We start from the raw sequence: 25,604 nt of genomic DNA, 5'->3' as shown, positions 1-25,604 counted from the left end.
CGAGCCGTGAAAGAAGGGCGTCTAATGCACCAAAACGCTTAGATAGTCGAGTTCAGCCCCGACGGTAGAGGGCGCACACCAGGGTGAAGAGGCGTCGGGCGGTCTCGTGGTCGATCTCGACCTTGCCTTCCAGCCGCGCCTTCAGCAGGGCCGCGCCCTCGTTGTGAAGCCCCCGTCGGCCCATGTCGACCGATTCGATCTGGCTAGGCGACGAGCCGCGCAGCGCTTCATAATAGCTTTCACAGATCAAGCCGTAGTCCCGGATCACCGCCTTCATCGGCGTCAGCGACAGGACGTGGGTGCGGGCGAAAGCCGGCCCGGCGATGTCGAAGGCCAGGCGGTTGTCCTGGGACGACAGCTTCAGCGCATAGGGACCGCCCTTCGCCCCCTCGGGGATGAAGCTGTTCTGCTCGACCAGGTCGAAGATGGCGACGCGGCGCTGATGCTCGATCTCGGCCGTGGCGGCTGGCAGGGTGGTGTTGTCGATTTCGATCGACGCCAGCTTGTGGGGCCCGCTCATCAGTCCGCCTCGTCCAGGTGCGTCGGCGACATGCGCGCCGGCCAGCGCTCCGACAGGTCGGTCAGGACCGCATCGAGGCATTCCACGTCGATCCGCAGATCGCCCCCGCCCGCGAACATCATCATCACCTGGCCGCCCGGCGCCTCGGTCGGCAGGAAGTCCAGCGCCAGCAGCTCCAGCGCCGACTCGGGCGCGCGCGGCAAGCGGCGGCTCTTGACCGCCTGGACGTCGCCGAACTGCATGGCGGCCATGACCCGGGTCCCGCCGCATTCCCAGCAGAAGCGGGACAGCACGACCGTCAGGCGGCGCGCCTCCTTCTCCCAGCGGATGTCGACGGGCCGCAGGATGGCGTCCTGCAGGGCGGCCGAGATGATCTGCAGGTCGTCGGCGTCCTCGGCCAGCAGGTGCAGGGGCGGAATCGCCGCCGTCGCCTCGGATTCGGGAGCATCGCCGCCCTGGGGCGCCGTCGGATCGGCTTCAGTGCTCATCGCCCTCCCCCTTGATCCTTCTGACGTCGGCGCCGCAGGCGCTCAGCTTCTCTTCCATACGCTCGAAGCCGCGATCCAGGTGATAGACGCGGCCGACCGTGGTCTCGCCTTCCGCCACCAAGCCGGCGATGACCAGGGACATGGAGGCGCGCAGGTCGGTGGCCATGACCGGGGCACCCTTCAGGGTCTCGACCCCGCGCACCCGCGCCTCGCCCGCGTGGACGGTGATATCGGCGCCCAGACGCGCCAGTTCGGGCGCGTGCATGAAGCGGTTCTCGAAGATGTTCTCGTGGATGACGCTCGTACCCTCGGCGGTCGTCATCAGGGCCATGAACTGGGCCTGCAGATCGGTGGCGAAACCGGGATAGATCTCGGTCGTGACGTTGACCGCCTTCAGCCGCTGCGCCGGGTCGCGACGGACGATCAGACCGTCCTCGGTCGGTTCGATGCCGACGCCAGCCTCGATCATCTTGTCGGTCAGGGCGGTGATCAGGTCGGCGCGGCCCTTGGTCAGGCGCACCTCGCCCCCAGCCATGGCCGCGGCCAGGGCGTAGGAGCCCATCTCGATTCGGTCGGGAATCACCGACCAGGTCGCGCCGCTCAGCGAGGAGACGCCGGTGATCGTCAGGACGTCAGTGTCCAGCCCCTCGATCCTGGCCCCCATGGCGATCAGGCAGCGGGCCAGGTCGCCGATCTCGGGCTCGCGCGCGGCACGCTTCAGCACCGTCACGCCATTGGCCATGACGGCGGCCAGAAGGGCGTGCTCGGTCGCGCCGACGGAGACGAAAGGAAACTCGATCTCGGCGCCCTGCAGCCCCTTGGGCGCGGTGGCGGAGACATAGCCCTCCTCCAGCTCGATCTGCGCCCCCATGGCCTCCAGCGCCATCAGGTGCAGGTCGACCGGCCGCGCGCCGATGGTGCAGCCGCCCGGCAGGGACACCTTGGCCTGGCCGGTCCGCGCCAGCAGCGGCCCCAGCACATTGAACGAGGCCCGCATCTGGCGTACCAGGTCATAAGGGGCGAAGGTCGAGGTCAGCTCGGCCGCGTGGAACAGGGTCTCCTGGCCGTCGGCGCCGTCGCGCTCGGTCACCTCGACGCCGAACTGCTGCAGCAGCTGCCCCAGGAATCGCGTGTCGGCCAGACGCGGCATATTGGTCAGCAGCAGCGGCTGGTCGGTCAGAATCGATGCGGCCATCAGCTTGATGGCCGAGTTCTTGGCCCCGCTGACCGGAATCGAGCCGTTGAGGCGATGGCCGCCGTGGATGACGATGCTGTCCATGGAAATGGAGAAGTCCTGGGAGGCCCGGACCCCTGCGGCCCGGCAAACCGGCTATCTAGCAAGCCTGACGGCGCGTGCGATAGGTCGGAATCGGACGGTCGGGATGACTTTCAGTTGCTCTGTTCGGGAGGACGGGGCGCGGCAGGCGGCGCCTTGCGGCGTCGAAGATTGGCGCGCAGGGCGGCGGCCAGGCGCGCGGCGCGCTCGGCCTTGGCGGCAGCCCCGGCGGGCGACGTGCCCGGCGTTGAGGGCGTCGTCTTGGGGCGGGCGTCGTCGTCGGGCGGGGTATCCATGGTCGACAGGAGACCGCGTGCAAAGATTTTGATCAAGCATGCATTTTGGGCTTGGCCCCGCCAAAACCTTTGGCTATACGGCCGCTTCCTCAGCGACCCGCCGCCGTAGCTCAGTGGTAGAGCGCATCCTTGGTAAGGCTGAGGTCGGCAGTTCAATCCTGCCCGGCGGCACCACCCAGGCCCTTGCGAGACATCTCGCGAGGGCCTGGACCAAAACCCCCAACATCGCCATCACGCTCCACTCCCCGAAGAATATTCGGCCCGCGCGTCATTATCCCGACTGGCCAAGCTCGTCCGCGCGCCGCTAGCTTCATCGCCTCTGTGAGTTCAAGGGGATCGAGGGGGCTTCCATGAAGCGCGTTTTGCTGACCACCGTCGCGGCCATGGCCGTGGCTTTTCCGGCGCTGGCCCAGACGGGGACCGACGCCGCGGCCAAATGGGACGTTCAGAACCCCATCGGCGCCCAGCGCGACGTCCGCATCGACGTCAATGAAGGCACCTGGATGGCGCTGGACGTCAGCCCCGACGGGCGCGAGATCGTCTTCGACTTGCTGGGCGACATCTATGTGATGCCGATCACGGGGGGCGAGGCCCGCCCCATCGCCTCGGGCGTCGCCTGGGACATGCAGCCGCGCTTCTCGCCGGACGGCCGCTCCATCGCCTTCACCTCGGACCGCGCCGGCGGCGACAACCTGTGGGTCATGGACCGCGACGGCTCGAACCCGCGCCAGGTGTCGAACGAGACCTTCCGCCTGCTGAACTCCCCGGCCTGGACGCCGGACGGCCAGTTCATCGTCGGCCGCAAGCACTTCACCTCCTCGCGCTCGCTGGGCGCGGGCGAGATGTGGATGTACCACCGCTCGGGCGGCGGCGGCGTGCAGCTGACCGAGCGCCGCACCCAGCAGAAGGACACGGGCGAGCCCGCCTTCTCGCCCGACGGCCGCTATCTGTATTTCAGCGACGACTCCACGCCCGGCGGCGTCTTCGAATACTCCAAGGATCCCAACACCCAGATCTATGTAATCCGCCGCCTGGATCGCGAGACGGGCGAGATCAAGCCCTTCGTCACCGGCCCCGGCGGCTCGGTGCGCCCCACCCCGTCGCCCGACGGCAAGTCGCTGGCCTTCGTGCGCCGCGACCGCTTCCAGTCGGTGCTCTACGTCATGGACCTGGAGTCGGGCCGCGAGACCCCGATCTATGACGGCCTGGACCGCGACATGCAGGAGACCTGGGCCGTCCACGGCGTCTATCCGGGCTTCGCCTGGACGCCGGACAACCGCTCCATCGTCATCTGGGCCGGCGGCAAGATCCGCCGCGTCGACGTGGCCTCCAAGGCCGTCAGCGACATCCCCTTCCACGTCTCCGACACCCGCCGGGTGCAGGAGACCGCCCGCTTCCCCGTCGAGGTGGCGCCCGCCCAGTTCGACGTGAAGATGGTCCGCTGGGCCCAGACCTCGCCCGACGGCTCCAAGGTGGTGTTCGAGGCCCTGGGCAATCTGTGGGTCCGCGACCTGCGTGACGGCGTGGCCGGGACGCCCCGCCGCCTGACGCGCCAGAGCGACCATTTCGAACTCTATCCGTCCTGGTCGCGCGACGGCCGCTCGATCGTCTATACGACCTGGAGCGACGACAAGCTCGGCTCCATCCGCGTCGTTCCCGCCTCCGGCGGCGAGGGCCGGACCCTCACGGCCAACCCGGGCCACTATCTGGAGCCGCGCTTCTCGCCGGACGGCCAGACGGTCGTGTATCGCACCTCCAGCGACGGCTATCTGCGCTCTGCCTTGTGGAGCCGTGAGCCGGGCATCTATCGCGTCTCCGTTCGCGGGGGCGAGCCTGTCAAGATCACCGACGCCGGGACCAACCCGCAGTTCGGCGCCCGCAATGACCGCATCTTCGTGACCGCGCGCGACGGCGACAAGCGCGTGCTGAAGTCCGTTAATCTGTCGGGTCAGGACGAACGCACCCACCTGAGCAGCGAATGGGCCGCCGAATTCTCGGTCTCGCCCGACGAGCAGTGGATCGCCTGGACCGAGCGGTTCAACGCCTATGTCGCCCCCTTCGTCCCCACGGGCCGCGCCGTCACCGTCGGCGCCGACGCCAAGGCCCTGCCCCAGACCCGCGTCACCCGCGACGCCGGCGAATGGCTGCACTGGTCGGGCGATTCCAACCGCCTGCAGTGGTCGCTGGGGCCGGAGCTGTTCTCGCGTCCGCTGAACCAGAGCTTCGCCTTCATGGACGGCGCGCCGGCCGAGCTGCCCAAGCCCGCCGAGCACGGGATCAAGATCGGCTTCAGCGCCGACTACGCCCGCCCCAGCGGCGTCACCGTCCTGACCGGCGCCCGCCTCATCACCATGAAGGGCGATGAGGTGATCGAGGACGGCGTGGTGGTCGTCAACGGCAACCGCATCGAGGCCATCGGCCCGCGCGGCTCGGTGACGGTTCCGGCCGGCGCTCGCGTCATGGACATGGCCGGCAAGACCATCATCCCCGGCCTGGTCGACGCCCACTGGCACGGCCGCATGGGGTCGGACGAGATCATCCCGCAGCAGAGCTGGGTAAACTACGCCGCCCTGGCCTTCGGGGTGACGACGCTGCACGACCCGTCGAACGACACCAGCGAGATCTTCGCCCACAGCGAACTGGCCAAGGCCGGGCGCGTGGTGTCGCCGCGCATCTTCTCGACCGGCACCATCCTGTATGGGGCCGCGACGCCGACGACGGCCGTGGTCAACAACCTGGACGACGCCCGCTCGCAGCTGCGCCGGATGCAGGCCGTCGGCGCCTGGAGCGTCAAGAGCTACAACCAGCCCCGCCGCGAGCAGCGTCAGCAGATCATGCAGGCCGCCCGCGAACTGGGCATGATGGTCGTGCCGGAAGGCGGCTCCCTCTACCACCACAACATGAGCATGCTGGTCGACGGCCACACCACCATCGAACACTCGGTGCCGGTGGCCCGCATGTACGACGACGCGGTGCAGCTGTGGTCGCAGACGGGCACGGCCTACACCCCGACCCTGATCGTCGGCTTCGGCGGCTCCTGGGGCGAGAACCACTGGTATGAGACGACGGACGTCTGGAAGGACCCGATCCTGAGCCAGTACGTGCCGCGCCGCATCCTCGATTCGCGCTCGCGCCGCCCGGTGAAGACTCCGCCGGAGGAGCTGAACCACATCTCCATCGCCCGCGAGGCCAAGCGCCTGGCGGACCAGGGCGTGTCGATCCAGATCGGCGCCCACGGCCAGCGCGAAGGCCTCGGCGCCCACTGGGAGCTGTGGATGTTCGAACAGGGCGGCATGAGCGCCCATGAAGCCCTGCGCGTCGGCACCCTGAACGGCGCCCGCGCCCTGGGCATGGACAAGGACATCGGCTCGCTGGAGGTCGGCAAGCTGGCCGATCTGGTCGTGCTGAACGCCAATCCGCTCGAGAACCTGCGGGACTCGACCAAGATCGGCTACACCATGATCAACGGCCGCCTGTTCGACAATCACATGAACGAGGTCGGCGGCTCTGAGCGCAAGCCGTTCTGGTTCGAGAGCGAGGACGGCCAGGCCTGGAGCGCAGGCGGCACGGCTTCCGCCGCCGACACTCACGGCCACACCCACGACTGATCCCGCCGCAGGGCGAGAACGCGAAAGGGCCCGGCGATCCGCCGGGCCCTTTTTCGTGGGTGCGATTGATAAGGGCTGCCGCGACGCGTGAAGGCAAAACGGGCCGCTTTACGCCCGTCAGATTTCAAGCGCCTCCGCTTCCGCCCCAAAAAAACAGGCGGAACTACTCCCCCAGCCCTCGCACCGAGGCCTCCAGCAGGGCGTTGCGGCGCGCCGCGCGGCCCTTAAGCCAGCGCATTCCGACGATCAGCGCCACAAGGACCGCGCCGAAGGTCAGCAGCAGCAGGGTCGGGTTGTGCGCCTCGGTCAACATCTCCAGCCGCTCCAAGCCCTTGGCCGCCAAATAGCCGGGCGCCAGCATGGCCAGAACCCAGACGAAGGCCGAGGTGACGTTGGCAAACTGAAAGACGCGCTGGCGCATCTGCAGCACCCCGACCATCACCGGCACGAAGGCGCGCAGGGGGCCGAAGAAGCGGCCGATGAAGATGGAGGCCACGCCGTAGCGGCGGCAGTACAGGCGCGTCCAGGCCAGCTTGCGGCGGTGCGGAACCAGCATGTTGTGGCGCAGCACCCGCGTGCCCAGCCGCCGCCCGATCCAGTAGGAGATGGCGTCGCCCATCACGGCGCCCAGAACACAGCCGGCGATGACCGTGAAGGGGTCCAGCACGCCCGCCGCCACCAGCCCCCCGCCGCGACCAGCAGCCCCGTCGCCGGCACGAAGGCGCCGATGACGACCAGGGACTCGAAAAAGGTCACCGCGCCGAGGATCGCGCCCGCCCACACGGCGTTGCGAGCGATGAATTCGGCGGCCGAGGTAAGCAAACTGTCCATACTGATCCTTTGCCCGAGGGCATATGGGATCAGCGCCTATCAAGGGAATGCGGCGATGCGACGCCCGACGGTAAAAAGCGCGGGAGTGGCTCTCAGGCCGCACTTCCTCTGGGCCGCGCCCTATCGTCCGGCGTCGTCCGACGGCGCCTCGCGCGTCTTTTCATCCAGATCAAAGGGACGGATGCGGCTGGGCCGCTCGTGCGGGCTGCGCGCGCCCAGGGGACCGGCCACCGAGCCGTAGGCGTCGCGCCAGCCGTAGCCGTCCAGCCCGTAGCGCGCGCCATAGAGGCCATGGCCATAGCCGTAGGGATAGGCCCAGGGCGCGTTCCTCGTCTGGCTGACGCTGAGGTTCAGCGTGCCGCTCTCGCCGAACGGCATGGAGACCTCGGCCGCGAAGTCGCGATAGCCGCCGGTGCCGATTCCGGCGCTGACCTGGCCGCGCATGCGCCGGGGTTCGGCCTCTTCCCAGGGATCCGTCCAGGGCTGTGCGGGGGAGGTCTCCGCCTTCCGCTCGCCGATCCAGCGGGTGATCTGTTCTTCCGTGGTCAGGCCGTGGGGCGCCGCGCTCTGCAGCGTCACGGCCGGGGAAGCGTCGCCCAGGGCCTCGGCCAGGGACGCCGCCGAGGCCGCCGGGACAGCCTGCAACCCGCCACGCGGCGCGGTCGAGACGATCCCTTCGGGGTCGGCGCCCGTCGCCAGCAGGGAGACGGCCATGAGTTCGATCAGCATAAGCGTCTGCTCCGGTTCACGACCACCCTAACCCTGAATGCGGCCAAGGTCAGGCCGTCCCGTCGCCGCGGCCCAAAGGATCGGGCAAGGGCGCGCCCTCGGGCACGAAGCTGAGGGCGACCGAGTTGATGCAATAGCGCAGCCCGGTCGGCGGCGGACCGTCGGGGAAGACGTGGCCCTGATGGCTGTCGCAGCGGGCGCAGCGGGTCTCCACCCGCACCATGCCATGGCTGTCGTCGCGCACGGCGCGGACGTGGGCCGGATCGACCGGCTCGGTGAAGCTGGGCCAACCGGTGCCGCTCTCGAACTTGGTTCCCGACCGGAACAGCGGCAGGCCGCATTCGCGACAGCAGAACACCCCGGCCCGCTTTTCGCCCAGCAGCGTCCCGCAGAAGGGCGCCTCCGTGCCGTGGGCCAAGAGCACCCGCTTCTCTTCAGGCGACAGGTCGGCCTCCAGCGCCACGCGCTGGCTGTCGCTCGGCGGCGTCAGGTCAAAGCCGGACGTGGATCGCAGGGGCGTAGCGGAATCAGTCTGGGTCATGGCTTGAAAATAGGAAGGGCCGGACGGTCGTTCCACCGTCCGGCCCTGTTTCCTCGCAAATGCTCCCTTCCCCCATCGAGGGGAGGGGCTTTAGCGCGGCCCTTAGAACAGCCCGCCGACCCAGGCGCGGACGGCCGCCTCGTCGGTGGCGTCGCCGGTGTAGGCCAGGGCGCCGGCCGGGGCGTAGGGCGCGTTGTTGCCGCGCTGACGCGTCGTCCAGGCCTTATGGCCATAGGTCAGGTCGGCGTAGTTGGACGGCAGACGCAGGACGGTCGGCTCGATGAAGATGGTGTCCTCGGCCGTGGTCGAACCGACGATGCGGACGTTCGGCAGGCGGCTCAGCAGGTCCAGCGTGTCCAGGCAGCCGCCCGAGCAACCGGAATCCACCAGGACGACCACAGGCCCCTTCACCGGATTGGCCGCGCCCGTGTCCGGCACCGCCGGTCGGCCCGGCATGACGAAGGTCGGCTGACCGGCGGCGATGGCGCTGTCGAAGGCGGCGACAATGGCCTGGGTCTGCTCGATCACGGCGCCCGATTCCTGCACGAAACGCGGGTCCGCCTGCATCCGGTTCAGGGTGTCGACGAACCAGGCGCGGTTGCCCGGCGTGGCGCGGTAGGTGATCTGGCCGGCCTCGGGCTGGCGGCTGACGGTGAACTCGGGCGACCAGATGCGGTTGGCCAGGCCGTAGCCGCGCGAGGTGGCGTTGATCGACGAACCGGCGGCGCCGCGCAGGTCCAGAACGAAGCCCTGCGGGCCGCGAATGGCGCCGGCTTGGGCCTCGACCTGGGCGAAGAAGGCGTCCCAGCCCGCGTCGTCGGCCAGGGAGTGGACGTTGATCCACGGACGGCCGTTCACCGTCTCGACCGACAGGGGCGCGCCCGACGGCACATAGACCGAGGCGCGATAGGCGGCCTCCAGCGCCTCACGCGTCGCCGGCTGGGGCGACAGGGTGAAGTCGCGGGCGCGACGGCCGACCTGGAACTCGCAGGTGCTCGGCACGCCCGAGGTCATCGGGTTGTTGCGGTTCCACAGCAGATAGGGGGCAGTGCGGACGCGGCCGGCCTCAGTCGTCAGGTCGCCTTCGAACTGATCCAGCTTGGCCTTGGCCAGGTCCTCGATCGGTTGGGCGTTGCAGCTCTTGAGCACAGCGCCCAGCGGCGGCGCGCCGCGCACCCCGGGCTGGACGTAGGAGACGACATACTGGCCATTGCGCCAGGCGGTGGCCACGCCGGACCAACCGGTGGCGAAATACGGGCCCAGGCCCTCATAGGTCGGGCGGGCCGCGATGTTGGAATCGCGGAAGCCGTTAGCGTACCAGCGCAGCAAATAGGCGTGGCTGTCGCCGCTGTTGACCTGGCCGGCCTTGGCCTGGGCCTGCTGCAGGCCCGCATCCAGCCACGAGCGGAAGGTCGCGCTGGCCTCGCCCGGCACCACGGCGGCCGGATGATTGTCGCGCAGGGCCGTGTGCATGGCCTGAAGGTCCTGACGGGCCAGGTCGCTGAAATTCTGGGCCGAGGCGGCCGAAGCGGCGAAGGTCAGGGCCAGTACGGCCGCCGAAGCGGAAAGCAGGCGTTGCATAGGGTTCTCCCAGAGTCCGTCAAAACGCGGGTTTAGCGTGTTTTAGACCCATTAAAGCCGTGCTCGCCACTCTTTCGTCGAATGTGCGACGCCGCGACGCCCTGGTTTACGAACGCCGCCGCCGCGACTAGGCCTGTCCCTCCCCTTGCCTTGAGGCCGACGACCGCCTGATGACCCTTCTGGCCGACCTGTTTCTGAACTCCACCGGGCGGATCGGGCGCCTGCCTTTCGTCCTGGGCGGGGGATCCCTGCTGCTGGCAGGCTGCGCCGTCGAGCGCCTGACCGCCCTGCCCGCCTGGGTCGACGGCGCGATCGCGGCGGCCCTGCTCTACGCCGGAGCCTGCCTGCTGTCGCAGCGGCTGCATGATCGCGGTCGGTCGGGCTGGTGGAGCGGCCTGATCCTGCTGGCCCTGGTCCTGGCCTGGCCGTTGCCGCACGGCCTGCTGGACTGGGTCGCGGCGGCCGCCCTGGTTCTGGTCGTGATCGATCTGGTCCTGCTGCCCGGCCAGGCGGGCTTCAATCGCTACGGCGCCGCGCCCGGCAAGGGCGTTCAGAGCGGGGCGACGCCCGGCTGAACCGGGCCGAACACCCGCTGGAAGGACGACTTCAGCGCGTCGTCCGCCTCGTCCATCGTCGCCAGAACGCCCAGGTCGACCAGGCTGGTCACCCCGTGCTCGGTGATGCCGCACGGCACGATGCCGCCGAAGTGCTCCAGGTCCGGCTCCACGTTCAGGCTGATGCCGTGGAAGCTGACCCATTTGCGGACCTTGACGCCGATGGCGGCGATCTTGTCCTCGCGGCTCCATCCCGCGCCCTTGCGTTCGACCCAAACGCCGACCCGGCCCTCGCGCATCCCGGCCTCGACGCCGAAGCGGTCGAGCGCGCCGATGATCCAGTCCTCCAGCCCGTGCACGAAGCCCCGCACGTCCTTGCCGCGCCGGTTCAGGTCCAGCATGACATAGGCCACCCGCTGGCCCGGGCCGTGATAGGTGAACTGACCGCCCCGCCCCGTGCGATGCACCGGAAAGCGGTCGGGGGCCAGCAGGTCGTCGTCCTTGGCCGAGACGCCTGCGGTGTAGAGCGGCGGATGCTCCAGCAGCCAGACCAGTTCCTCGGCCTCCCCGGCGGCGATGGCGGCGACGCGCGCCTCCATGGCGGCCTCGGCGGCGGCGTAGTCGACATAGCCGGACGACACGGCCCATTCGACGGGCCGTCCATCGGCGCGAAACAGCGGACGGTCGGAGATGTTTAACGGCTCGGCAAGCATGAGGCTTCAATGTGGGGACGAACGCGGCGGCGCAAGGTCCGCCCGTTGAATTGCGAGTGTCGTCTTGAGCCAGATCGAAGCCGTCGATGTCGAGATTTCGGTCGTGCTGGGCCGTTCGGTCCTGCCGATGCAGCAACTGCTGCGCATGGGACGCGGCGCGGTGATTCCGCTGGACGCCTCGGAAAAGGACGAAGTCTGGATCCTGGCCAACAACCACCCGGTCGCGCGCGGCGAGATCGAGATTCGCGACGACCGCATCGCCATCACGGTGACGCGGCCCGCGGATGTGTATGATTTCATGGCCGGCGCCGCCTAAGGCTTCCCTCTCGCATCAGGAGAGGGAATTGCGCCGCCCGCCGCTATTTCCGCAAAACGCTCTTTTCTTTCCGCTCTCTCTCCGCTATTGCCCGCCCTCCGATGCGAGCGGTCGTGGCGGAATTGGTAGACGCGCAGCGTTGAGGTCGCTGTGGGGCAACCCGTGGAAGTTCGAGTCTTCTCGACCGCACCATCTGATCTGACAGGGCGAATCTCGGCTACATACAGCTGACATCAACTCCAGAGGAGGCAGACACGTGACCCACACGGATTCCGCCCCTCTGCGCCCCGAAGAGCTGAATATCGAAACCGATCACGCGCCCCTGGGCGAAGACTATGCCCTGACGGCGGCCTTCGTCGAAAAGGTGGTGGACGCCGCGGACGACGGCGACGGCATGCGGCTGCGCAGCCTGCTGGAAGACCTGCACCCTGCCGACGTCGCCGACCTGATGGGCTTCCTGACCGCCGAGCACCGCTCGGTCGTGGTCCAGTGGCTGCCGCCGGACCTGCTGGCCGAAGCCCTGCCCGAAATGGACGACGGCATCCGCGAGAAGGTGCTGGAGCGCGTCCCCTCGGCCACCCTGGCCGAAGCCCTGCAGGAGCTGGATTCGGACGACGCCGCCTCGGTCGTCGAGGACCTGGAGGAGGATCAGCGTGAGCGCGTTCTGGCCGCCATGCCCGAGGTCGAGCGCGCCGCCATCGAATCTTCGCTCGGCTACGAAGAGGATTCGGCCGGGCGCCTGATGCAGCGCGAGTTCATGGCCGCGCCGCAGTTCTGGAACGTCGGCGACACCATCGACCACGTGCGCGCCCAGGGCGACGACCTGCCCGAACTCTTCTTCGACATCTATGTCGTCGACCCGATGAACCGGCCGATCGGCGGGGTCGCCATCAGCCGCATGCTGCGCAGCCCGCGCACCACGCCCCTGACCGAACTGATGGCGCCGGTGAACGTCATCGAGGTGGACGTCGACCAGGAAGAGGTCGCCTACATCTTCGAGAAATACCACCTGATCTCGGCGCCCGTGGTCGATGCGGGCGGGCGGCTGGTCGGCCAGCTGACCGTCGACGACGTGGTCAACATCATCCAGGAAGAGAACCGCGAGGACATCCTGCGCCTGGCCGGCGTCTCCGACGAGGACCGGTCGTCCAGCGTGCTGGAGATCGTGCGCGGCCGCGTGCCCTGGCTGGGCATCAACCTCTTCACCGCCGTCCTGGGCGCCAGCGTCATCGCCCTGTTCGAGGGCACCATCCAGGAGATCGTCGCCCTGGCCGTGCTGATGCCTATCGTCTCGGCCATCGGCGGCAATGCGGGGACCCAGGCCCTGACCGTCACCGTGCGCGCCCTGGCGACGCGCGAGCTGAACGCTTCCAACGCCCTGCGCACCTTCTGGCGCGAGATGGCCGTGGGTCTGGCCAACGGCTTCATCCTGGCGCCCCTGATCGGCCTGGCGGCGGGCTTCTGGTTCCACGACTGGCGCATCGGCGCCGTCATCGGCGCGGCCATGATCCTGAACCTGCTGGTCGCGGCCAGCGTGGGCGTTCTTACTCCGCTGAGCCTGGCGAAACTGAAGTTCGACCCGGCCGTGTCCTCGGCCGTCTTCGTGACGGCGACGACCGACTTCTTCGGCTTCCTTATCTTCCTCGGCCTGGCGACCATTGTCCTGCTCTGACGGCGATGCTGGGGCCCATATTCTGAGCCCCTCTTCCGTCATCCCCGGCCTTGTGCCGAGGATCCATAGACTCAACGGGCGACAGGCGAGCGCCGAGTCCCGAATTGCAGCCGTCATGTTTATGGATTCTCGGGACAAGCCCGAGAATGACGAATGAAATCAATAGAAAATATAGGAAAACCTTAGACCGACACCTGGCCTGAAACGGCCCAGGTCGTTTCGGAACGCGGCTTGCTCCCTCGCCTGTCGGGCGAGAACGCCCGTTTCGAATTGGGTCAGTCCGTGTCCGCAGCCGCGCCGCAACGCCGCAAGGTCTCGAGAGAAGGCCTTCTGCTGATCAAGAGCTTCGAGGGCTTCCGCCCGCGCACCGTGCTGCGCCGCGACGGGACGCCCGTCATCGGCTACGGCCACTCGCGCTCGGCCCGCCCCGGCGCCGTGATCAGCGAGGCCGAGGCCGAACTGCTGCTGCAATACGACCTGATGCCCATCGTCGCCCTGCTGAACGAGCGGGTTCGCCTGCCGCTGAACCAGCATCAGTTCGACGCCCTGGCCAGCTTCATCTTCTCCATCGGCCTGGAGCGTTTCCAGGGATCGGACGTGCAGGCCAAGCTGGACGCCGGCGCCCCGGCCGAGGCCGCCGTCGCCCTGTCCGCCTGGCCCGAGCGCGCCTCGCCCCCGGTCGACGCCCTGTATCGCCGCCGCTCGGCCGAACGCGCCCTGTTCGACGCCCCGGCCGACAGGCCCGCTCCGCTAGAGGCCCTTCTGACCGCCCCGGTGCGCGGGCCGGGAACCGCCGAGCCGCCCACCGACGCCGCCCCGCCCACGGTCCCGGTCATGCGTCATGAGGCGCGCGCCGCCGCCTCCGACGCACCACTCGGTGACAAGGGCGCCGTCCTGTTCATCGGCGGCGTCGGAGTCCTGGCCTTCATCGCGGGAATCGCCGCCTTGCACCGCGCCCTGGGCGCCCCGGCCTCCAGCGACGCGACCATCCTGATCGGCGCCGGCCTGGCCATCACGGGCCTGGTCTTCATTGGGGTGACAGCCTGGAGCGGCCTGCGCGGCAAGGGCGCTTCGACGAGCGCCGCGAAGCACAAACGGTCCCGCTAACAGGCGTCTTTGCGAAGTCCGCGCACGATGCTACGCCTTGCGGCATGAGCATTCCCTTCGCGCCCCAATCCATGGAATTCGGCCTCGGCGAGACCGCTGACGCCATCCGCGACACCACCGCCCGCTGGGCCGCCGAACGGCTGGCCCCCCGCGCCGCCGAAATCGACGAAAAGAACGAGTTCGCCCGCGACCTGTGGCCCGAGATGGGCGAGCTGGGCCTGCACGGCATCACCGTCGAGGAAGAGTTCGGCGGCCTCGGCCTCGGCTACCTCGAACACGTCGTGGCGATGGAGGAGGTCAGCCGCGCCTCGGCCTCGATCGGCCTGAGCTACGGCGCCCACTCCAACCTGTGCGTCAACCAGATCCGCCGCTGGGGCACGCCGGAGCAGAAAGCGAAGTATCTGCCCAAGCTGATCTCGGGCGAGCACGTCGGCTCCCTGGCTATGTCCGAGGCCGGTTCGGGCTCGGACGTCATGTCCATGCGCACCCGCGCCGAGAAGAAGGGCGACCGCTACGTCCTGAACGGCACGAAATTCTGGATCACCAACGCCCCCCACGCCGAGACCCTGGTGGTCTATGCGCGGACGGGCGAAGGCAACGGCGGCGTCACCGCCTTCCTGATCGAAAAGGGCATGAAGGGCTTTTCGGTCTCCAAGAAGCTGGACAAGATGGGGATGCGCGGCTCGGACACGGCCGAGCTGGTGTTCGAGGACTGCGAAGTCCCCGAAGAGAACATCATGGGCGGCGAAGGGCGCGGCGCGGCCGTGCTGATGAGCGGCCTGGACTATGAACGCGCCGTGCTGTCGGCCGGTCCGCTGGGCATCATGCAGGCCGCCCTCGACGTGGTCCTACCCTACGTCCGCGACCGCAAGCAGTTCGGCAAGGCCATCGGCTCCTTCCAGTTGATGCAGGGCAAGGTGGCCGACATGTATGTCGCCCTGAACAGCGCCCGCGCCTATGTCTATGCGGTCGCCCGCGCCTGCGATCAGGGCCTGACCACCCGCTACGACGCGGCGGGCGCCATCCTGCTGGCCTCGGAAAACGCCGTGAAGGTCACGCTGGAGGCCGTCCAGGCCCTGGGCGGCGCCGGCTACACCAAGGAATGGCCGGTCGAGCGCCTGGTCCGCGACGCCAAGCTCTACGACATCGGCGCCGGCACCAATGAAATCCGCCGCTTCCTGATCGGCCGCGAGCTTCTGGGAAGCTGACGGAACCCTGAGGCGGGCGGGCGGTTGCCTTTCACTCGAAAGGAGATCGTCATGCCCGCCAGATCCGCCGCCCAGCAGAAGGCCGCCGGAGCCGCCCTGTCGGCCAAGCGCGGCGAAACGCCCAAGTCCAGGCTGAGGGGCGCGTCGAAGTCCATGATGGAATCGATGACCGAAGAGCAACTGGAAGAGCTCGCCCATACCCGGCGCAAGGGCAAACCCGAGCACGTCTCAAAGCATTAAAGCCGCCGTTGCGCGCGAGGGATGGCGTCGGGCCGCTCCGCTCCCTACCTTGGCGATCCCAACGCCTTGAGTCCCGCTCGATGACGCTCGTTCCCCTGCCGTCCCCCGATGAGAGCCGGACGTTCGCCGACGTTCTGGAGGGCCTGGGCGTGGGCGAGGACCCCAAGCTCAGCCTGCGCGAGATGGTCGAGGCCTTCGGCGAACGGGGCTTCGGCGCCCTGATCCTGCTCCTGGCGCTGATGGCGCTGTTTCCCTGGCCGCCGGGCGGAAAGGCGGTCTTCGCCATCCCCATCATCCTGCTGTCCGCCGAAATGGCGCTCCAACGCGACGAAGTCTGGCTGCCGAGATGGCTGCTCAACCTGTCGGTGAGCCGCCCGGCCTATCGCGCCGCGACGGCGAAGATCCTGCCGCGTCTGGACCGCGTCGAGCGCCTGACCCGGCCGCGCTGGCCCGCCTTGACCGGCGAGATCGCCGACGTCGCCGTCGGCCTCACCTGCATCCTGCTGGCGCTGATGATGGCCTTGCCGGTGCCTCTGGGCGACGCCCTGCCCGGCCTGACGCTGGCCTTGTTCGGCATGGCCGTGATCCAGCGCGACGGGCTTTTCGTCATCGCCGGCTTTCTGGGCACAGCGGTCTGCGGGATCTATCTGGCCTTAGTGTGGACCACCGTCACCGCCATCGTCAGCGGCCTCGTCCACTGGGCCGCGAGCCTGTTCTAGGCGGCGAACAGGCTCAGGCCGCGTCCGACGCGCCGCCGAGGCCCTGCATGATCATCCGGTTGATGTCGATCAGGGTCGTGAAGTCGTCGCCGCCCCGCATCACTTCCGAGGTGTGGCGGTTGATGAAGAGGCTCAGCGAGATGATCTGGGCGCGCAAGGCGTGGGGCATGGCGTTGGACGGATCCGAACAGGCCGTCGACAGGGCCGACCACAGCCGCCGGTTCCAGTCCAGGGCATCCATGCGCCCGGCCAGGTCCGACTTATCCAGGGTCGAGGCGTGCATCAGGGCGCGCGTCACCTGGCCGAAAAGCCGGTACTCCATCTCACGCGGGGTTTCAGCCCGCGTGGCCGCCGTCTTGTACGCCTGAAGCGACATTACCGAGCCTTTGGTCTTCGTAATCGACGATTTTGCGAGCGCCCATCAGGGCCTTGTAATACTGCCGCGCCAGGACGTGCTTGGAGCAGGCGACGCATTCCGTCAGGATGTCCGGGTTGCGCACCACGCCCATGAATTCGGTCAGGCGAAGGGCGAATTCGTCATAGAATTTCGGCGCCTCAGCTTCGTCCAGATACATCATCATGACCGGGAAATAGATGCGGCGCGCGGGCGTGGTCACGTCCTCGGGCTGCATGATGTCCTTCTCGCGCAGGACGCTGGCCTTGTTCTGCAGGATCAGGACGCCACGACGGTCGCCGTTCTGGACGACGGCCCCGTTCAGGACGAATTTCTCGCCGGGCTTCAGCGACAGTTTCAGAGGCAAGGGAAGGTCTCCGTGGCGCCGCCCTCACGGTGACGGCGGGCAGCTGAGGAAACTGTAAACCGACGTGGTTAACCATCCCTTCCTTCCCCAGTTGATCCCGAACCGAAGCGCGACGACGGAACGCAGCCTGAGCCTGCGCCGTTGATCAAACTGGAAGGAGATAAAACCATGGCGGCGCCGGACATCGACTTCGACGGCCAGGATCAGGCCGAGGTCTTTGACGAGACCCACCTCGACGACGAGGGCGACGGCGATCTGTCGTTCGACGAGGCCGAGGACGTGCTGGACGTCACCCAGATGGAAGGCGACGCCGACGAGGCCCCCTTCGACGAAGACGCGGTCGACCTGGACGAAGAACTGGCCTTGGACGGAGTCGAGGCCGAGGCTGACGCCCTGCTGGGCGTCGACAGCACGCGCCTCAGCGAAGCCGACTCCGACGGCGGCCCCGCGCCGGGGCCGGACGAGGTCGAGCTGGTCTATTCCGGCCTGATGCGCAACCAGCGCGGCGCCCAGGCCAGCGCCGCCCATTGGGAGGCCAAGCGCCTTTCCGACGACGACATCGAGGACCTGGGCTACGGCCCTGAAAAGTGAGGGATTCATGACCGAACGCCACCCGACCAAGGCTCAGGAAGACGCCGATCCGAACACCCCTCCGGCCAAGCGCGCCGCGCGCGAGGAAGGCAAGGCCGACCAGTTGAAAGACAAGACCAAGGGCGCCGAGAGCCGCCAGGAAGCCCTGATCGACGAGGGCGTCGAAGAGACCTTCCCCGCCAGCGACCCGGTGTCGGCCAAGCGCATCACCTGACGCCCTGCGCCTGTTCAGGCGCGTTCCTTTAAGCTACCTGCTCCCTTCCCCCGGAATGGAGCAGGTCCGACATGAGCCGGTTCGAAGGCACGTCCAGCTACATCGCCACCGACGATCTGAAGGTCGCGGTGAACGCAGCGGTGGCGCTGGAACGGCCGCTTCTGATCAAGGGGGAGCCGGGCACCGGCAAGACGGTCCTGGCCTATGAACTGGCCCGGGCGCTGAACGCGCCGCTGATCACCTGGCACGTCAAGTCGACGACCAAGGCCCACAACGGCCTGTATGAATACGACGCCGTCAGCCGCCTGCGCGACAGCCAGCTGGGCGACGAACGGGTCCACGACGTCCGCAACTATCTGAAGAAGGGCAAGCTGTGGGAGGCCTTCACCTCTCCCGTCCGCCCCGTCCTGCTGATCGACGAGATCGACAAGGCCGACATCGAGTTCCCCAACGACCTGCTGCAGGAACTCGACCGCATGGAATTCTACGTCCAGGAGATGGACGAGACGATCCGCGCAGAAGTCCGCCCCGTCGTCGTCATCACCTCGAACAATGAGAAGGAGCTGCCGGACGCCTTCCTGCGCCGCTGCTTCTTCCACTACATCCGCTTTCCCGACGCCGAGACCATGCAGGACATCGTCGAGGTCCACTTCCCCGGCATCAAGCCGCGCCTGGTCTCCGAGGCGCTCAAGACCTTCTATGAAATCCGCGACACGCCGGGGCTGAAGAAGAAGCCCTCGACCTCGGAACTGCTCGACTGGCTGAAGCTGCTGCTGGTCGACGACGTGGCGCCGGAGACCCTGCGCGAGAAGACGCCGGGCAAGCTGATCCCTCCGCTTCACGGCGCTCTGCTGAAGAACGAGCAGGACGTGCACCTGTTCGAGCGGCTGGCCTTCCTGGCGCGCCGCGACGGAATGCGGCCCGGCGGCTGACCCGCCCTCCTTCCGTCACCTTCGATTACCGCGATTTCACTGGCTTGGCGGCGCGCAAGGCGCACAATCGCCCTTGGAATGGAGCCGACCATGCAACAGATCACCTGGCCCGTAATCGCCCTGGCGCTGATGACCGCCGCCTGCGACAGCGGCGGCGGCGTGCGCATCAGCACCCGTTCGTCGGGCAAGGACTCGCCCGGCGTGCTCAAGGTGGTCGACGCCCTGCAATGCCCGCAGACCCAGGGCGTGCTGACGCGCAAGGGATCCGCCCAGGCCGAGGGCGCCACCTGCATCTACGGAGGCCCGCGTGGGTCGGAAGTCACCCTGCAGCTGGTGAAGCTGGACAACGCCTCCGTCCATCAGGTGCTCAAGGATTTCGAGACCCGGCTCTCCGCCTCCCTGCCGGAAGCCCAGGCCGCCGTGGACGCCAGGGCAGCGGCTGACGTCGCCCAGGCCGGCGCGGACGCCGCCGCGCAGGCGGCCGACGAGGCGGCGCGCGACACGGCCCATGTGATCGCCGGCCCCGTCCGCGTGCACGCTCAGGACGACAAGGCCTCGGTGCGACTGCCGGGCATCAGCATCAAGGCCGACGGGGATCGGGCAGACATCCGCATCGGCGGACTGACGATCCGCGCCGACGACAAGTCCGGCAACGTCAAGGTGGCCTCCCCCGACAAGTCGGTGAACATCGACGCGACCGACGGCGCGGCCCGCGTGCAGACCAGCGCGCCGGGCGAGGCTGTGCGCGCCACCTTCATGATGACCGCCGATCGGACGTCGGAAAGCGGCTGGCGCACCGTGGGCTATGAGGCGCGCGGCCCGGTCGGCGGCCCCATCGTCATCGCCACCGTCCGCAGCAAGGATCGCAACGAAAACCGCCTGTTCGACGCCGCCAAGGCGCTCGTGACGCTCAACGTCGGGGATTAACCCCACCTATCGCAACGCCTGCCCTTGATCGGACGTTCGGTCTGAGTCACCTCACCTGCCCCATGCGCAGGAATTCGAACTTGGCCGAAGAACACGATGAGCCGGCGCCGACGCCCCGGATCAGGACGCCTAAACCGCCGCGCGCCTGGCAGCGGATGCTGTCGGGCCGTCGCCTGGACCTGCTCGACCCGTCGCCGTTCGACATCGAGATCGAGGACATCGCCCACGGCCTGGCCCGGGTCGCCCGCTGGAACGGCCAGACCATCGGCGAGCACGCCTTCTCGGTGGCCCAGCACTCCCTCGTGGTCGAGGAGATCGCCGCCCACATCCGGCCGGGGCTGGAGCCGAAGTGGCGCCTGGCCGCCCTGCTGCACGACGCCTCGGAATACGTCATCGGCGACATGATCTCGCCGTTCAAATCGGCGCTCGGCGCCGGCTACAAGGATTTCGAGGCGCGGCTCGAGGCCGCCATCCACGTTCGCTTCCAACTGCCGCCCAAGACGCCCAAGACGATCAAGACCCTGATCAAGAAGGCGGACAGGGCCTGCGCCTTCTATGAGGCGACGCAGTTGGCCGGCTTTACCCGACGCGAGTCCCTGCAGATCTTCGGCGCCCCGCCGGCGGGCTATGACCTGGTGATCGAGCCCCTGCCCGCCGCCGTGGCCCAGCAGCGCTATCTGGACCGCTACCGCGTTCTGGCCGAAGCTGTCGGCATCCTGCCCGGCGCCGACGCCTGGCACACGGAATAGAGCGACTGGCGCAAGGGAGAGGCATGGCGCAGGGGCGGACGGGGGCTGCGGCCTCTCAGACCGGCATAAGGATCGGCCTGTCGGCGGTGATCATCGCCCTGCGGAACCGCGAGGCCGCGGTCCTGACCACCCATGCCCCCGACGGCGCACCCGCCCTGCCCTTCGGCCCCTTCGACCCGGCGCGCGACCGGACGTTCGAGCTCGCCCTGCGTGCCTTCGTGGCGGCGCAGACCGGCTTTCCCCTTGGCTTCGTCGAACAGCTCTACACCTTCGGCGACCTGGGGCGCGCCTCGCCGCGGGCCACGCCCGGCCCCGACCAGGCGCGCGAGGTTTCGGTCGGCTACCTGGCCCTGACCGCCGACGCGCCCGACGACCCCAGCTTCGGCGCCTCGGGCCGGGACGCCGCCTGGACGCCGATCTTCGACATTTTCCCGTGGGAGGACTGGCGCCGGGGCCGCCCGGCCCTAGTGGAGCGCCTCGGCGCCGCCCTGTCGGCCTGGGCCGGGGACGACGCCGCCCGCCGCGGCCGCGCCGAGTCGCTCTTCGCCCTGTCGCCGAACGCCCGCTGGAACGAAGAGCGGGTGCTGGAACGCTACGAACTGCTCTACGAGGCGGGGCTGCTGGCCGAATCCGCGCGCGACCACCAGCGCCCGACGCCCCCCGCCCTGGGCGACCTGCCCATGACCTCGGATCACCGCCGCATCCTCGCCACCGGGGTCGGCCGGTTGCGCAGCAAGCTGAAGTATCGGCCCGTCCTGTTCGACCTGACGCCCGAGACCTTCACCCTCTCCGAGTTGCAGGCCGCCGCGGAAGCCGTCGCAGGCCTTTCGCTGCACAAGCAGAACTTCCGTCGGGGCGTGGAGCGCGCCGGCCTGGTCCAGCCCACGGGCGTGTTCGCCAGCGACACCGGCGGCCGCCCCGCTGAACTTTTCCGCCACGTCCGGCCCGAGCCGGGCGACGGCGGCGCCTTCGGCCTGTCGCTTCCGGGACAACGTTGAACGGCCGTTCAAATTTCTTCGCCCAGGTGGCTTGCAGCCAGCGCCGCCTTTGACTAGAGAAGCCCCTCGCTCAGCCCCATTTGGGACTTTCGACCCGCGGAGAGGTGGCAGAGTGGTTGAATGTACCGCACTCGAAATGCGGCGTACGTGGAAGCGTACCGGGGGTTCGAATCCCCCCCTCTCCGCCATTTAATTCCCCGGTCATCAGATATCGCGTTTCTCGGGAAACGGGGCGCGCGCCACGCCAGCGGCCTCGCTGTTCCGCGTCCCAGGCTTTGAAGCGCATCTTTACCCTCAGTTGTCATGTCGCGACTAACTTGGCTCGATAATTCGAGACAAGAGCCTTTCGTGCAGACTGCAGATCATCCTCACCTCGACGTCGCCGCGCCGGTCGATCCTTCGCTCTCGGCGATTTCCGACCAACTCGAATCCGCCCGTGGACAGATCGAGGCGCGCTTCTCGGACGCCGGGGGGCGGCTGGCCGGGTCGCTGGACATGGTCGGGCGGCTGATCGATTCCCTGGACCACCTGGGGTCGGCCCTGAACGCCGACACGGTGTCGGGCACGACGCGCGACCTGCTGTCGACCGCTGACGGGCTGACGGCCCTTCCCGACGCCCAGCACGAGCGGATCGTGCGGATGCGCCGCCTACGCGAGACCGGCGGCATCCTGGCGTCGCACATCGACGAGATGCGCCAGACCCTGCGGTATCTCCGCGCCTTCGCCATGAACGTGAAGATCACCGCCAGCGCGATCGGGGCCGCGTCGGACGAATTCAGCGGCTTCGCCGAACAGATGTGCAGCCAGCTGGATGTCGGCGGCGGCGAGCTGGACGAACTGGCCCGCCAACTGTCGCAGTTGGACCGGCAGCTGTCGGACGCGCTGGATTTCGAGCAGGTGCTCAGCGGCAAATATCAGGCGGTCATCCCCGCCGTCCCGGACAAGCTGGCGATCGACGCCCAGGCCATCGGCGTGCACCACGCCCGGATCGCCGCAGTCACCGCCTCGGTCGCCGCCATCGCGCGCGACATCCAGATGAAGGTCGCCCGCGCCCTGACCGCGCTGCAGATCGGCGACATCACCCGCCAGCGCATCGAGCACGTCCAGACGGGCCTCAGCGTCACGACGGCGCGGCTGGCGGCCTCCGGCCTGGCCCCGGACTCCCGTGCGCGCGCCGAGCGTCGCCTGGTCCGCCTGCTGGCCGACCAGATGGGGGACACCGCCTCGGCCTTCGAAACGGAAGCCGCCAAGGTGGCCCAGAGCCTGGACGGCATGGCCCAGGACACGGCGCAGATCCTGGCCTTCAAGGGCCTGGCGGACACGCAAGGCTCCGGCGGGCTGCGCGACCTGGAAAGCGGCCTGGCCCAGGCCCGCGTCCTGGTCGGCGACGTCGGCGCGGCGATGGACAACGCCAATCGCATCAGCGATCAGACGGCCTCGACGGTCGAGACCCTGACCCATCGGGTGGACGTCATCTTCGGCGTCAAGCGCGACATCCAGCAGATGGCCATCAACAGCAGCCTGAGCTGCAACCGGCTGGGCGAGGTCGGCAAGCCGCTGAACGTCATCGCCCTGGAGCTGAGCAGCCACGCCGTCCAGCTGGAGGAGTCGGCGGACCAGACCCTGGACGCCCTCACGCGGCTGGCGTCCGCGGCCGAGGACATGACCGACAAGGCCGTCGCCGCGATCGACGCGACCCGGCTGGACAGCGTCAGCGGCCGCCTGCGCCGCGCCGCCGACGTCATCGAGCATGACCTGGGCCAGTTGGGCGCCACGGGCGCCGAGACCGCGCGGTCGCTGGAACTGGCGACCGGCCAGCTGGGTCTGAGAGAAGATCTGGGCGAGACGCTGCACGCGGCGGCCATCGCCCTGACCGAACGGGCCGGGCCGGCCGACGAGACCCTGGCCGAAATCGCTGACGTCGTGACCGCGGCGATGGACGAGATCGCCCTGTGCTACACCATGGCGCGCGAGCGCACGATCCACGCCGGCCACGCGATCGGCGCCGCCGCCGACGAGGCCGTCGCGCCCTCCGCCCCAGCGGAAGACGAGTTCGACGACCTGCTGTTCTGACCGCTGCCGTCAGCGGCGGCGGTCGACCTGCATGATCTCGCCGGCGATCTGCTCCAGGGGAGCGACCTTCAGCGCCGCGCCCCGCGCGATGGCCTCCCGCGGCATGCCGAAGACGACCGAGGTGGCCTCGTCCTGGGCCAGGGTGCAGGCCCCTGCCTCCTTCATCTCCAGCAGGCCGCGCGCGCCGTCGTCGCCCATGCCGGTCATGATCACGCCCAGGGCGTTGCGTCCCGCGGCGCGGGCGGCCGAGCGGAACAGGACATCGACCGAAGGACGATGGCGCGACACCGGCGGGCCGTCCTTGATCGCCACCTGATAGCGGGCCCCCTGGCGCTCGAGCAGCAGATGCTTGTCGCCGGGCGCGATCAGGACATGGCCGCGCAGCACCGGATCGCCGTGGCGGGCCTCCTTGACCTCGACCTCGCAGACGCTGTTCAGACGCTTGGCGAAGGCGGCGGTGAAGCCCGCGGGCATATGCTGGACGACCACCACGCCCGGGGCGTTGGCCGGCAGGGCCTGCAACACCTCGCGCAGGGCCTCGGTGCCGCCCGTCGAGGCGCCGATGCAGACGACCATCTCGGTCGTGCGGGCCATGGCGGCGCCGCTGGGCGGCGGCAGGACGGCGTCGGCGGTCAGCTTGGCGTCGGGCTCCAGCGGCTTCAGCGTCGCGCGCCGCGCGCCGGGGCGGGCGTTGAGGCGCGCGCGGGCGGCGGCCTTGACCACGTCGCGGATGCGGTCCCCGACCTCGGCCAGATGATCGGCGGCGGCGATGCGCGGCTTCAGGATGACGTCGACGGCGCCCGCCTCCAGCGCCTGCATCAGGGTCTCGGACCCGGCCTCGGTCAGGGAGGAGCACATGACCACCGGGATCGGTCGCTGCGACATGATCTTGCGCAGGAAGGTGATGCCGTCCATGCGCGGCATCTCGACGTCCAGGGTGATGACGTCGGGCACGTCTTCGGCGATGCGGCGGGCGGCGACGAAGGGGTCTGCGGCGACGCCCATGACCTCGATCGCCGGATCGGCGGACAGGACGTCGACCATGGTCTGGCGGACGCTGGCCGAGTCATCGACGACCAGGACGCGAACCTTGGGCATGAATTCAGGTCTTTCGGAACACGGTGTTGGCGACGGTCGTCAGCGGCAGGTCGATGCCGGTGATGCTCTCGGAATGGCCGATGAACAGGAAGCCGCCGCGCTTCAGCCGGTCGCACAGGCGCTTGAGCACCCGGCCCTGGGTCGGCTTGTCGAAATAGATCAGCACGTTGCGGCACATGATCAGGTCGAAGGGCTCGCCGACCGCATAGCTGTCGTCCATCAGGTTCAGCCGCGCCAGCGACAGCTTGGCCCGCAGCGACGGATGGATGCGCGCCTCGCGGCGACGGCTGTCCCGCGCCGGCATGACCCAGCGGCGCATCTCGGCGGGCACGGGGGCCAGCATCTCGTTGGCGTAAACGCCGCGCAGGGCCGTCTCCAGCACCTCGGTGCTCAGGTCCGTGCCCAGGATGTGGAAGTCGGGCCCGCCGTGCTCGTCGGCGAAGCGCTGCATCACCATGGCCATGGTGTAGGGCTCGGCGCCCGTCGAGCAGGCGGCGCTCCAGGCGCGGATGCGACGCTTGCCAACGGCCAGATACTCGGGCAGCACCCGCTCGGTCATGAAGTCGAAGTGCCGCGGCTCGCGGAAGAAGTCGGTCTTGTTGGTGGTGACCGCGTCGATCAGGAAGACGGTCTCGCCGCCGTCCAGGCCGCCGTCGAACAGATGATCGCAATAGTCGTCGAAGGTGGCGTGACCCGTATGGCGCAGGCGGCGACGCAGCCGCCCCTCCAGCATGGTCCGCTTGGACGAGGGCATCTTGATGCCGCTGTAGTCGTAGATGTAGCGGGCCAGCCGTTCGAAATTGCGGGCGCTGATCTGATCTACGGGCGCGGCGGACAGGAGAGAGGCTGCAGCCAAGGAACT

At 68.7% G+C, this 25,604-nt stretch carries 29 protein-coding genes and 3 tRNA genes; 18 read left to right on the top strand and 14 right to left on the bottom strand.

Going from position 1 to position 25,604, the window contains the following annotated elements; translation table 11 throughout:
• Positions 1-52: 52 nt before the first annotated feature.
• From D8I30_RS09745 to D8I30_RS09730, 4 genes are all read right to left on the bottom strand, one after another.
• Entirely contained in the window at positions 53-520 is a 468-nt protein-coding gene (locus tag D8I30_RS09745; protein ID WP_121482572.1) for a UPF0262 family protein, read from the bottom strand.
• A complete protein-coding gene (locus D8I30_RS09740; protein ID WP_121482571.1) occupies positions 520-1,008 on the bottom strand; it encodes a DUF2948 family protein in 489 nt (162 codons plus the stop codon). The genes D8I30_RS09745 and D8I30_RS09740 overlap by 1 nt, the downstream gene beginning before the upstream one ends.
• Complete coding sequence (gene murA / locus D8I30_RS09735; RefSeq protein WP_121482570.1) at positions 998-2,287, bottom strand: UDP-N-acetylglucosamine 1-carboxyvinyltransferase; 1,290 nt, start codon at positions 2,285-2,287, stop codon at positions 998-1,000. Before murA ends, D8I30_RS09740 begins: the two co-directional genes overlap by 11 nt.
• Positions 2,288-2,397: 110 nt before the next feature.
• Entirely contained in the window at positions 2,398-2,580 is a 183-nt protein-coding gene (locus tag D8I30_RS09730; RefSeq protein WP_121482569.1) for a hypothetical protein, read from the bottom strand.
• 99 nt (positions 2,581-2,679) lie between these two features.
• Between D8I30_RS09730 and D8I30_RS09725 the strand changes: the two genes are divergently transcribed.
• Both D8I30_RS09725 and D8I30_RS09720 read left to right on the top strand, forming a co-directional pair.
• Positions 2,680-2,754 (top strand) — tRNA-Thr (locus D8I30_RS09725).
• A gap of 176 nt (positions 2,755-2,930) precedes the next feature.
• Entirely contained in the window at positions 2,931-6,188 is a 3,258-nt protein-coding gene (locus D8I30_RS09720) for an amidohydrolase family protein (protein WP_121482568.1), read from the top strand.
• Positions 6,189-6,351: 163 nt separating this feature from the next.
• On the opposite strand, the gene D8I30_RS09715 is transcribed toward D8I30_RS09720, so the two are convergent.
• The 5 genes from D8I30_RS09715 to D8I30_RS09700 form a co-directional block, all read right to left on the bottom strand.
• Positions 6,352-6,855, bottom strand: coding sequence for a DedA family protein (locus D8I30_RS09715; RefSeq protein WP_240387208.1), 504 nt, complete (start codon positions 6,853-6,855; stop codon positions 6,352-6,354).
• Entirely contained in the window at positions 6,807-7,019 is a 213-nt protein-coding gene (locus D8I30_RS14785) for a hypothetical protein (RefSeq protein WP_240387207.1), read from the bottom strand. Before D8I30_RS14785 ends, D8I30_RS09715 begins: the two co-directional genes overlap by 49 nt.
• A gap of 120 nt (positions 7,020-7,139) precedes the next feature.
• Entirely contained in the window at positions 7,140-7,748 is a 609-nt protein-coding gene (locus D8I30_RS09710) for a hypothetical protein (protein WP_121482567.1), read from the bottom strand.
• A gap of 49 nt (positions 7,749-7,797) precedes the next feature.
• A complete protein-coding gene (msrB, locus tag D8I30_RS09705; RefSeq protein ID WP_121482566.1) occupies positions 7,798-8,289 on the bottom strand; it encodes a peptide-methionine (R)-S-oxide reductase MsrB in 492 nt (163 codons plus the stop codon).
• 102 nt (positions 8,290-8,391) lie between these two features.
• The gene (locus D8I30_RS09700; RefSeq protein ID WP_121482565.1) at positions 8,392-9,870 is read right to left on the bottom strand and encodes a hypothetical protein; all 1,479 of its coding nucleotides are present in this window, start codon (positions 9,868-9,870) and stop codon (positions 8,392-8,394) included.
• Between the two features lie 170 nt (positions 9,871-10,040).
• Between D8I30_RS09700 and D8I30_RS09695 the strand changes: the two genes are divergently transcribed.
• On the top strand, positions 10,041-10,445 hold the full coding sequence (locus D8I30_RS09695; protein WP_121482564.1) for a DUF805 domain-containing protein: 405 nt from the start codon (positions 10,041-10,043) through the stop codon (positions 10,443-10,445).
• Here the strand turns inward: D8I30_RS09695 and lipB are convergent.
• Positions 10,421-11,137 carry a lipoyl(octanoyl) transferase LipB gene (gene lipB / locus D8I30_RS09690; RefSeq protein WP_121482563.1) on the bottom strand — a complete coding sequence of 239 codons (717 nt, stop codon included), beginning with the start codon at positions 11,135-11,137 and terminating at the stop codon, positions 10,421-10,423. The two genes, D8I30_RS09695 and lipB, sit on opposite strands and share 25 nt — an antisense overlap.
• Before the next feature lie 64 nt (positions 11,138-11,201).
• On the opposite strand from lipB, the gene D8I30_RS09685 reads away from it, so the two are divergent.
• The 7 genes from D8I30_RS09685 (at position 11,202) to D8I30_RS09655 (ending at position 16,399) form a co-directional block, all read left to right on the top strand.
• Positions 11,202-11,453 carry a FliM/FliN family flagellar motor switch protein gene (locus tag D8I30_RS09685; RefSeq protein WP_003164329.1) on the top strand — a complete coding sequence of 84 codons (252 nt, stop codon included), beginning with the start codon at positions 11,202-11,204 and terminating at the stop codon, positions 11,451-11,453.
• Between the two features lie 107 nt (positions 11,454-11,560).
• A tRNA-Leu gene (locus D8I30_RS09680) sits at positions 11,561-11,645 on the top strand.
• Positions 11,646-11,709: 64 nt separating this feature from the next.
• Positions 11,710-13,125 carry a magnesium transporter gene (mgtE, locus tag D8I30_RS09675; RefSeq protein ID WP_121482562.1) on the top strand — a complete coding sequence of 472 codons (1,416 nt, stop codon included), beginning with the start codon at positions 11,710-11,712 and terminating at the stop codon, positions 13,123-13,125.
• Between the two features lie 231 nt (positions 13,126-13,356).
• The gene (locus D8I30_RS09670) at positions 13,357-14,232 is read left to right on the top strand and encodes a lysozyme (protein ID WP_121482561.1); all 876 of its coding nucleotides are present in this window, start codon (positions 13,357-13,359) and stop codon (positions 14,230-14,232) included.
• Positions 14,233-14,276: 44 nt separating this feature from the next.
• Positions 14,277-15,440, top strand: a complete 1,164-nt coding sequence (locus D8I30_RS09665; RefSeq protein ID WP_121482560.1) for an isovaleryl-CoA dehydrogenase — start codon at positions 14,277-14,279, stop codon at positions 15,438-15,440.
• A 51-nt stretch (positions 15,441-15,491) separates the two neighbouring features.
• Positions 15,492-15,680, top strand: coding sequence for a DUF3008 family protein (locus D8I30_RS09660; protein WP_121482559.1), 189 nt, complete (start codon positions 15,492-15,494; stop codon positions 15,678-15,680).
• 80 nt (positions 15,681-15,760) lie between these two features.
• Positions 15,761-16,399 carry an exopolysaccharide biosynthesis protein gene (locus D8I30_RS09655; protein ID WP_121482558.1) on the top strand — a complete coding sequence of 213 codons (639 nt, stop codon included), beginning with the start codon at positions 15,761-15,763 and terminating at the stop codon, positions 16,397-16,399.
• 13 nt (positions 16,400-16,412) lie between these two features.
• On the opposite strand, the gene flaF is transcribed toward D8I30_RS09655, so the two are convergent.
• Entirely contained in the window at positions 16,413-16,775 is a 363-nt protein-coding gene (flaF, locus tag D8I30_RS09650) for a flagellar biosynthesis regulator FlaF (RefSeq protein WP_121482557.1), read from the bottom strand.
• Entirely contained in the window at positions 16,735-17,160 is a 426-nt protein-coding gene (flbT, locus tag D8I30_RS09645) for a flagellar biosynthesis repressor FlbT (RefSeq protein ID WP_121482556.1), read from the bottom strand. The genes flaF and flbT overlap by 41 nt, the downstream gene beginning before the upstream one ends.
• 168 nt (positions 17,161-17,328) lie before the next feature.
• Here flbT and D8I30_RS09640 point away from each other — a divergent pair, with 168 nt between their 5' ends.
• The 8 genes from D8I30_RS09640 (at position 17,329) to D8I30_RS09605 (ending at position 23,644) form a co-directional block, all read left to right on the top strand.
• Positions 17,329-17,751 (top strand): hypothetical protein, encoded by a 423-nt coding sequence (locus tag D8I30_RS09640; protein WP_121482555.1) that lies wholly within the window; start codon positions 17,329-17,331, stop codon positions 17,749-17,751.
• A gap of 7 nt (positions 17,752-17,758) precedes the next feature.
• Complete coding sequence (locus D8I30_RS09635) at positions 17,759-17,965, top strand: hypothetical protein (RefSeq protein WP_121482554.1); 207 nt, start codon at positions 17,759-17,761, stop codon at positions 17,963-17,965.
• Between the two features lie 71 nt (positions 17,966-18,036).
• On the top strand, positions 18,037-18,897 hold the full coding sequence (locus tag D8I30_RS09630) for an AAA family ATPase (protein ID WP_121482553.1): 861 nt from the start codon (positions 18,037-18,039) through the stop codon (positions 18,895-18,897).
• A gap of 90 nt (positions 18,898-18,987) precedes the next feature.
• Positions 18,988-19,824: a methyltransferase type 11 gene (locus D8I30_RS09625; protein WP_162938853.1), complete on the top strand. Its 837-nt coding sequence runs from the start codon at positions 18,988-18,990 to the stop codon at positions 19,822-19,824.
• Positions 19,825-19,979: 155 nt separating this feature from the next.
• Positions 19,980-20,573: a YfbR-like 5'-deoxynucleotidase gene (locus tag D8I30_RS09620; protein WP_121482551.1), complete on the top strand. Its 594-nt coding sequence runs from the start codon at positions 19,980-19,982 to the stop codon at positions 20,571-20,573.
• Positions 20,574-20,596: 23 nt separating this feature from the next.
• Positions 20,597-21,571, top strand: a complete 975-nt coding sequence (locus tag D8I30_RS09615) for an NUDIX hydrolase (protein WP_121482550.1) — start codon at positions 20,597-20,599, stop codon at positions 21,569-21,571.
• 98 nt (positions 21,572-21,669) lie between these two features.
• Positions 21,670-21,759 (top strand) — tRNA-Ser (locus tag D8I30_RS09610).
• A gap of 160 nt (positions 21,760-21,919) precedes the next feature.
• A complete protein-coding gene (locus D8I30_RS09605) occupies positions 21,920-23,644 on the top strand; it encodes a hypothetical protein (protein WP_121482549.1) in 1,725 nt (574 codons plus the stop codon).
• 9 nt (positions 23,645-23,653) lie between these two features.
• Here D8I30_RS09605 and D8I30_RS09600 read toward each other — a convergent pair whose 3' ends face one another.
• Positions 23,654-24,742 carry a protein-glutamate methylesterase/protein-glutamine glutaminase gene (locus D8I30_RS09600; protein WP_121482548.1) on the bottom strand — a complete coding sequence of 363 codons (1,089 nt, stop codon included), beginning with the start codon at positions 24,740-24,742 and terminating at the stop codon, positions 23,654-23,656.
• A 4-nt stretch (positions 24,743-24,746) separates the two neighbouring features.
• Positions 24,747-25,598: a CheR family methyltransferase gene (locus D8I30_RS09595; protein WP_121482547.1), complete on the bottom strand. Its 852-nt coding sequence runs from the start codon at positions 25,596-25,598 to the stop codon at positions 24,747-24,749.
• Positions 25,599-25,604 lie beyond the last annotated feature (6 nt).

The sequence above is a fragment of the Brevundimonas naejangsanensis genome (genome assembly GCF_003627995.1).
Taxonomy (GTDB): Bacteria; Pseudomonadota; Alphaproteobacteria; order Caulobacterales; family Caulobacteraceae; genus Brevundimonas; species Brevundimonas naejangsanensis_B.
This window is presented reverse-complemented; position numbering and strand designations above follow the sequence as displayed.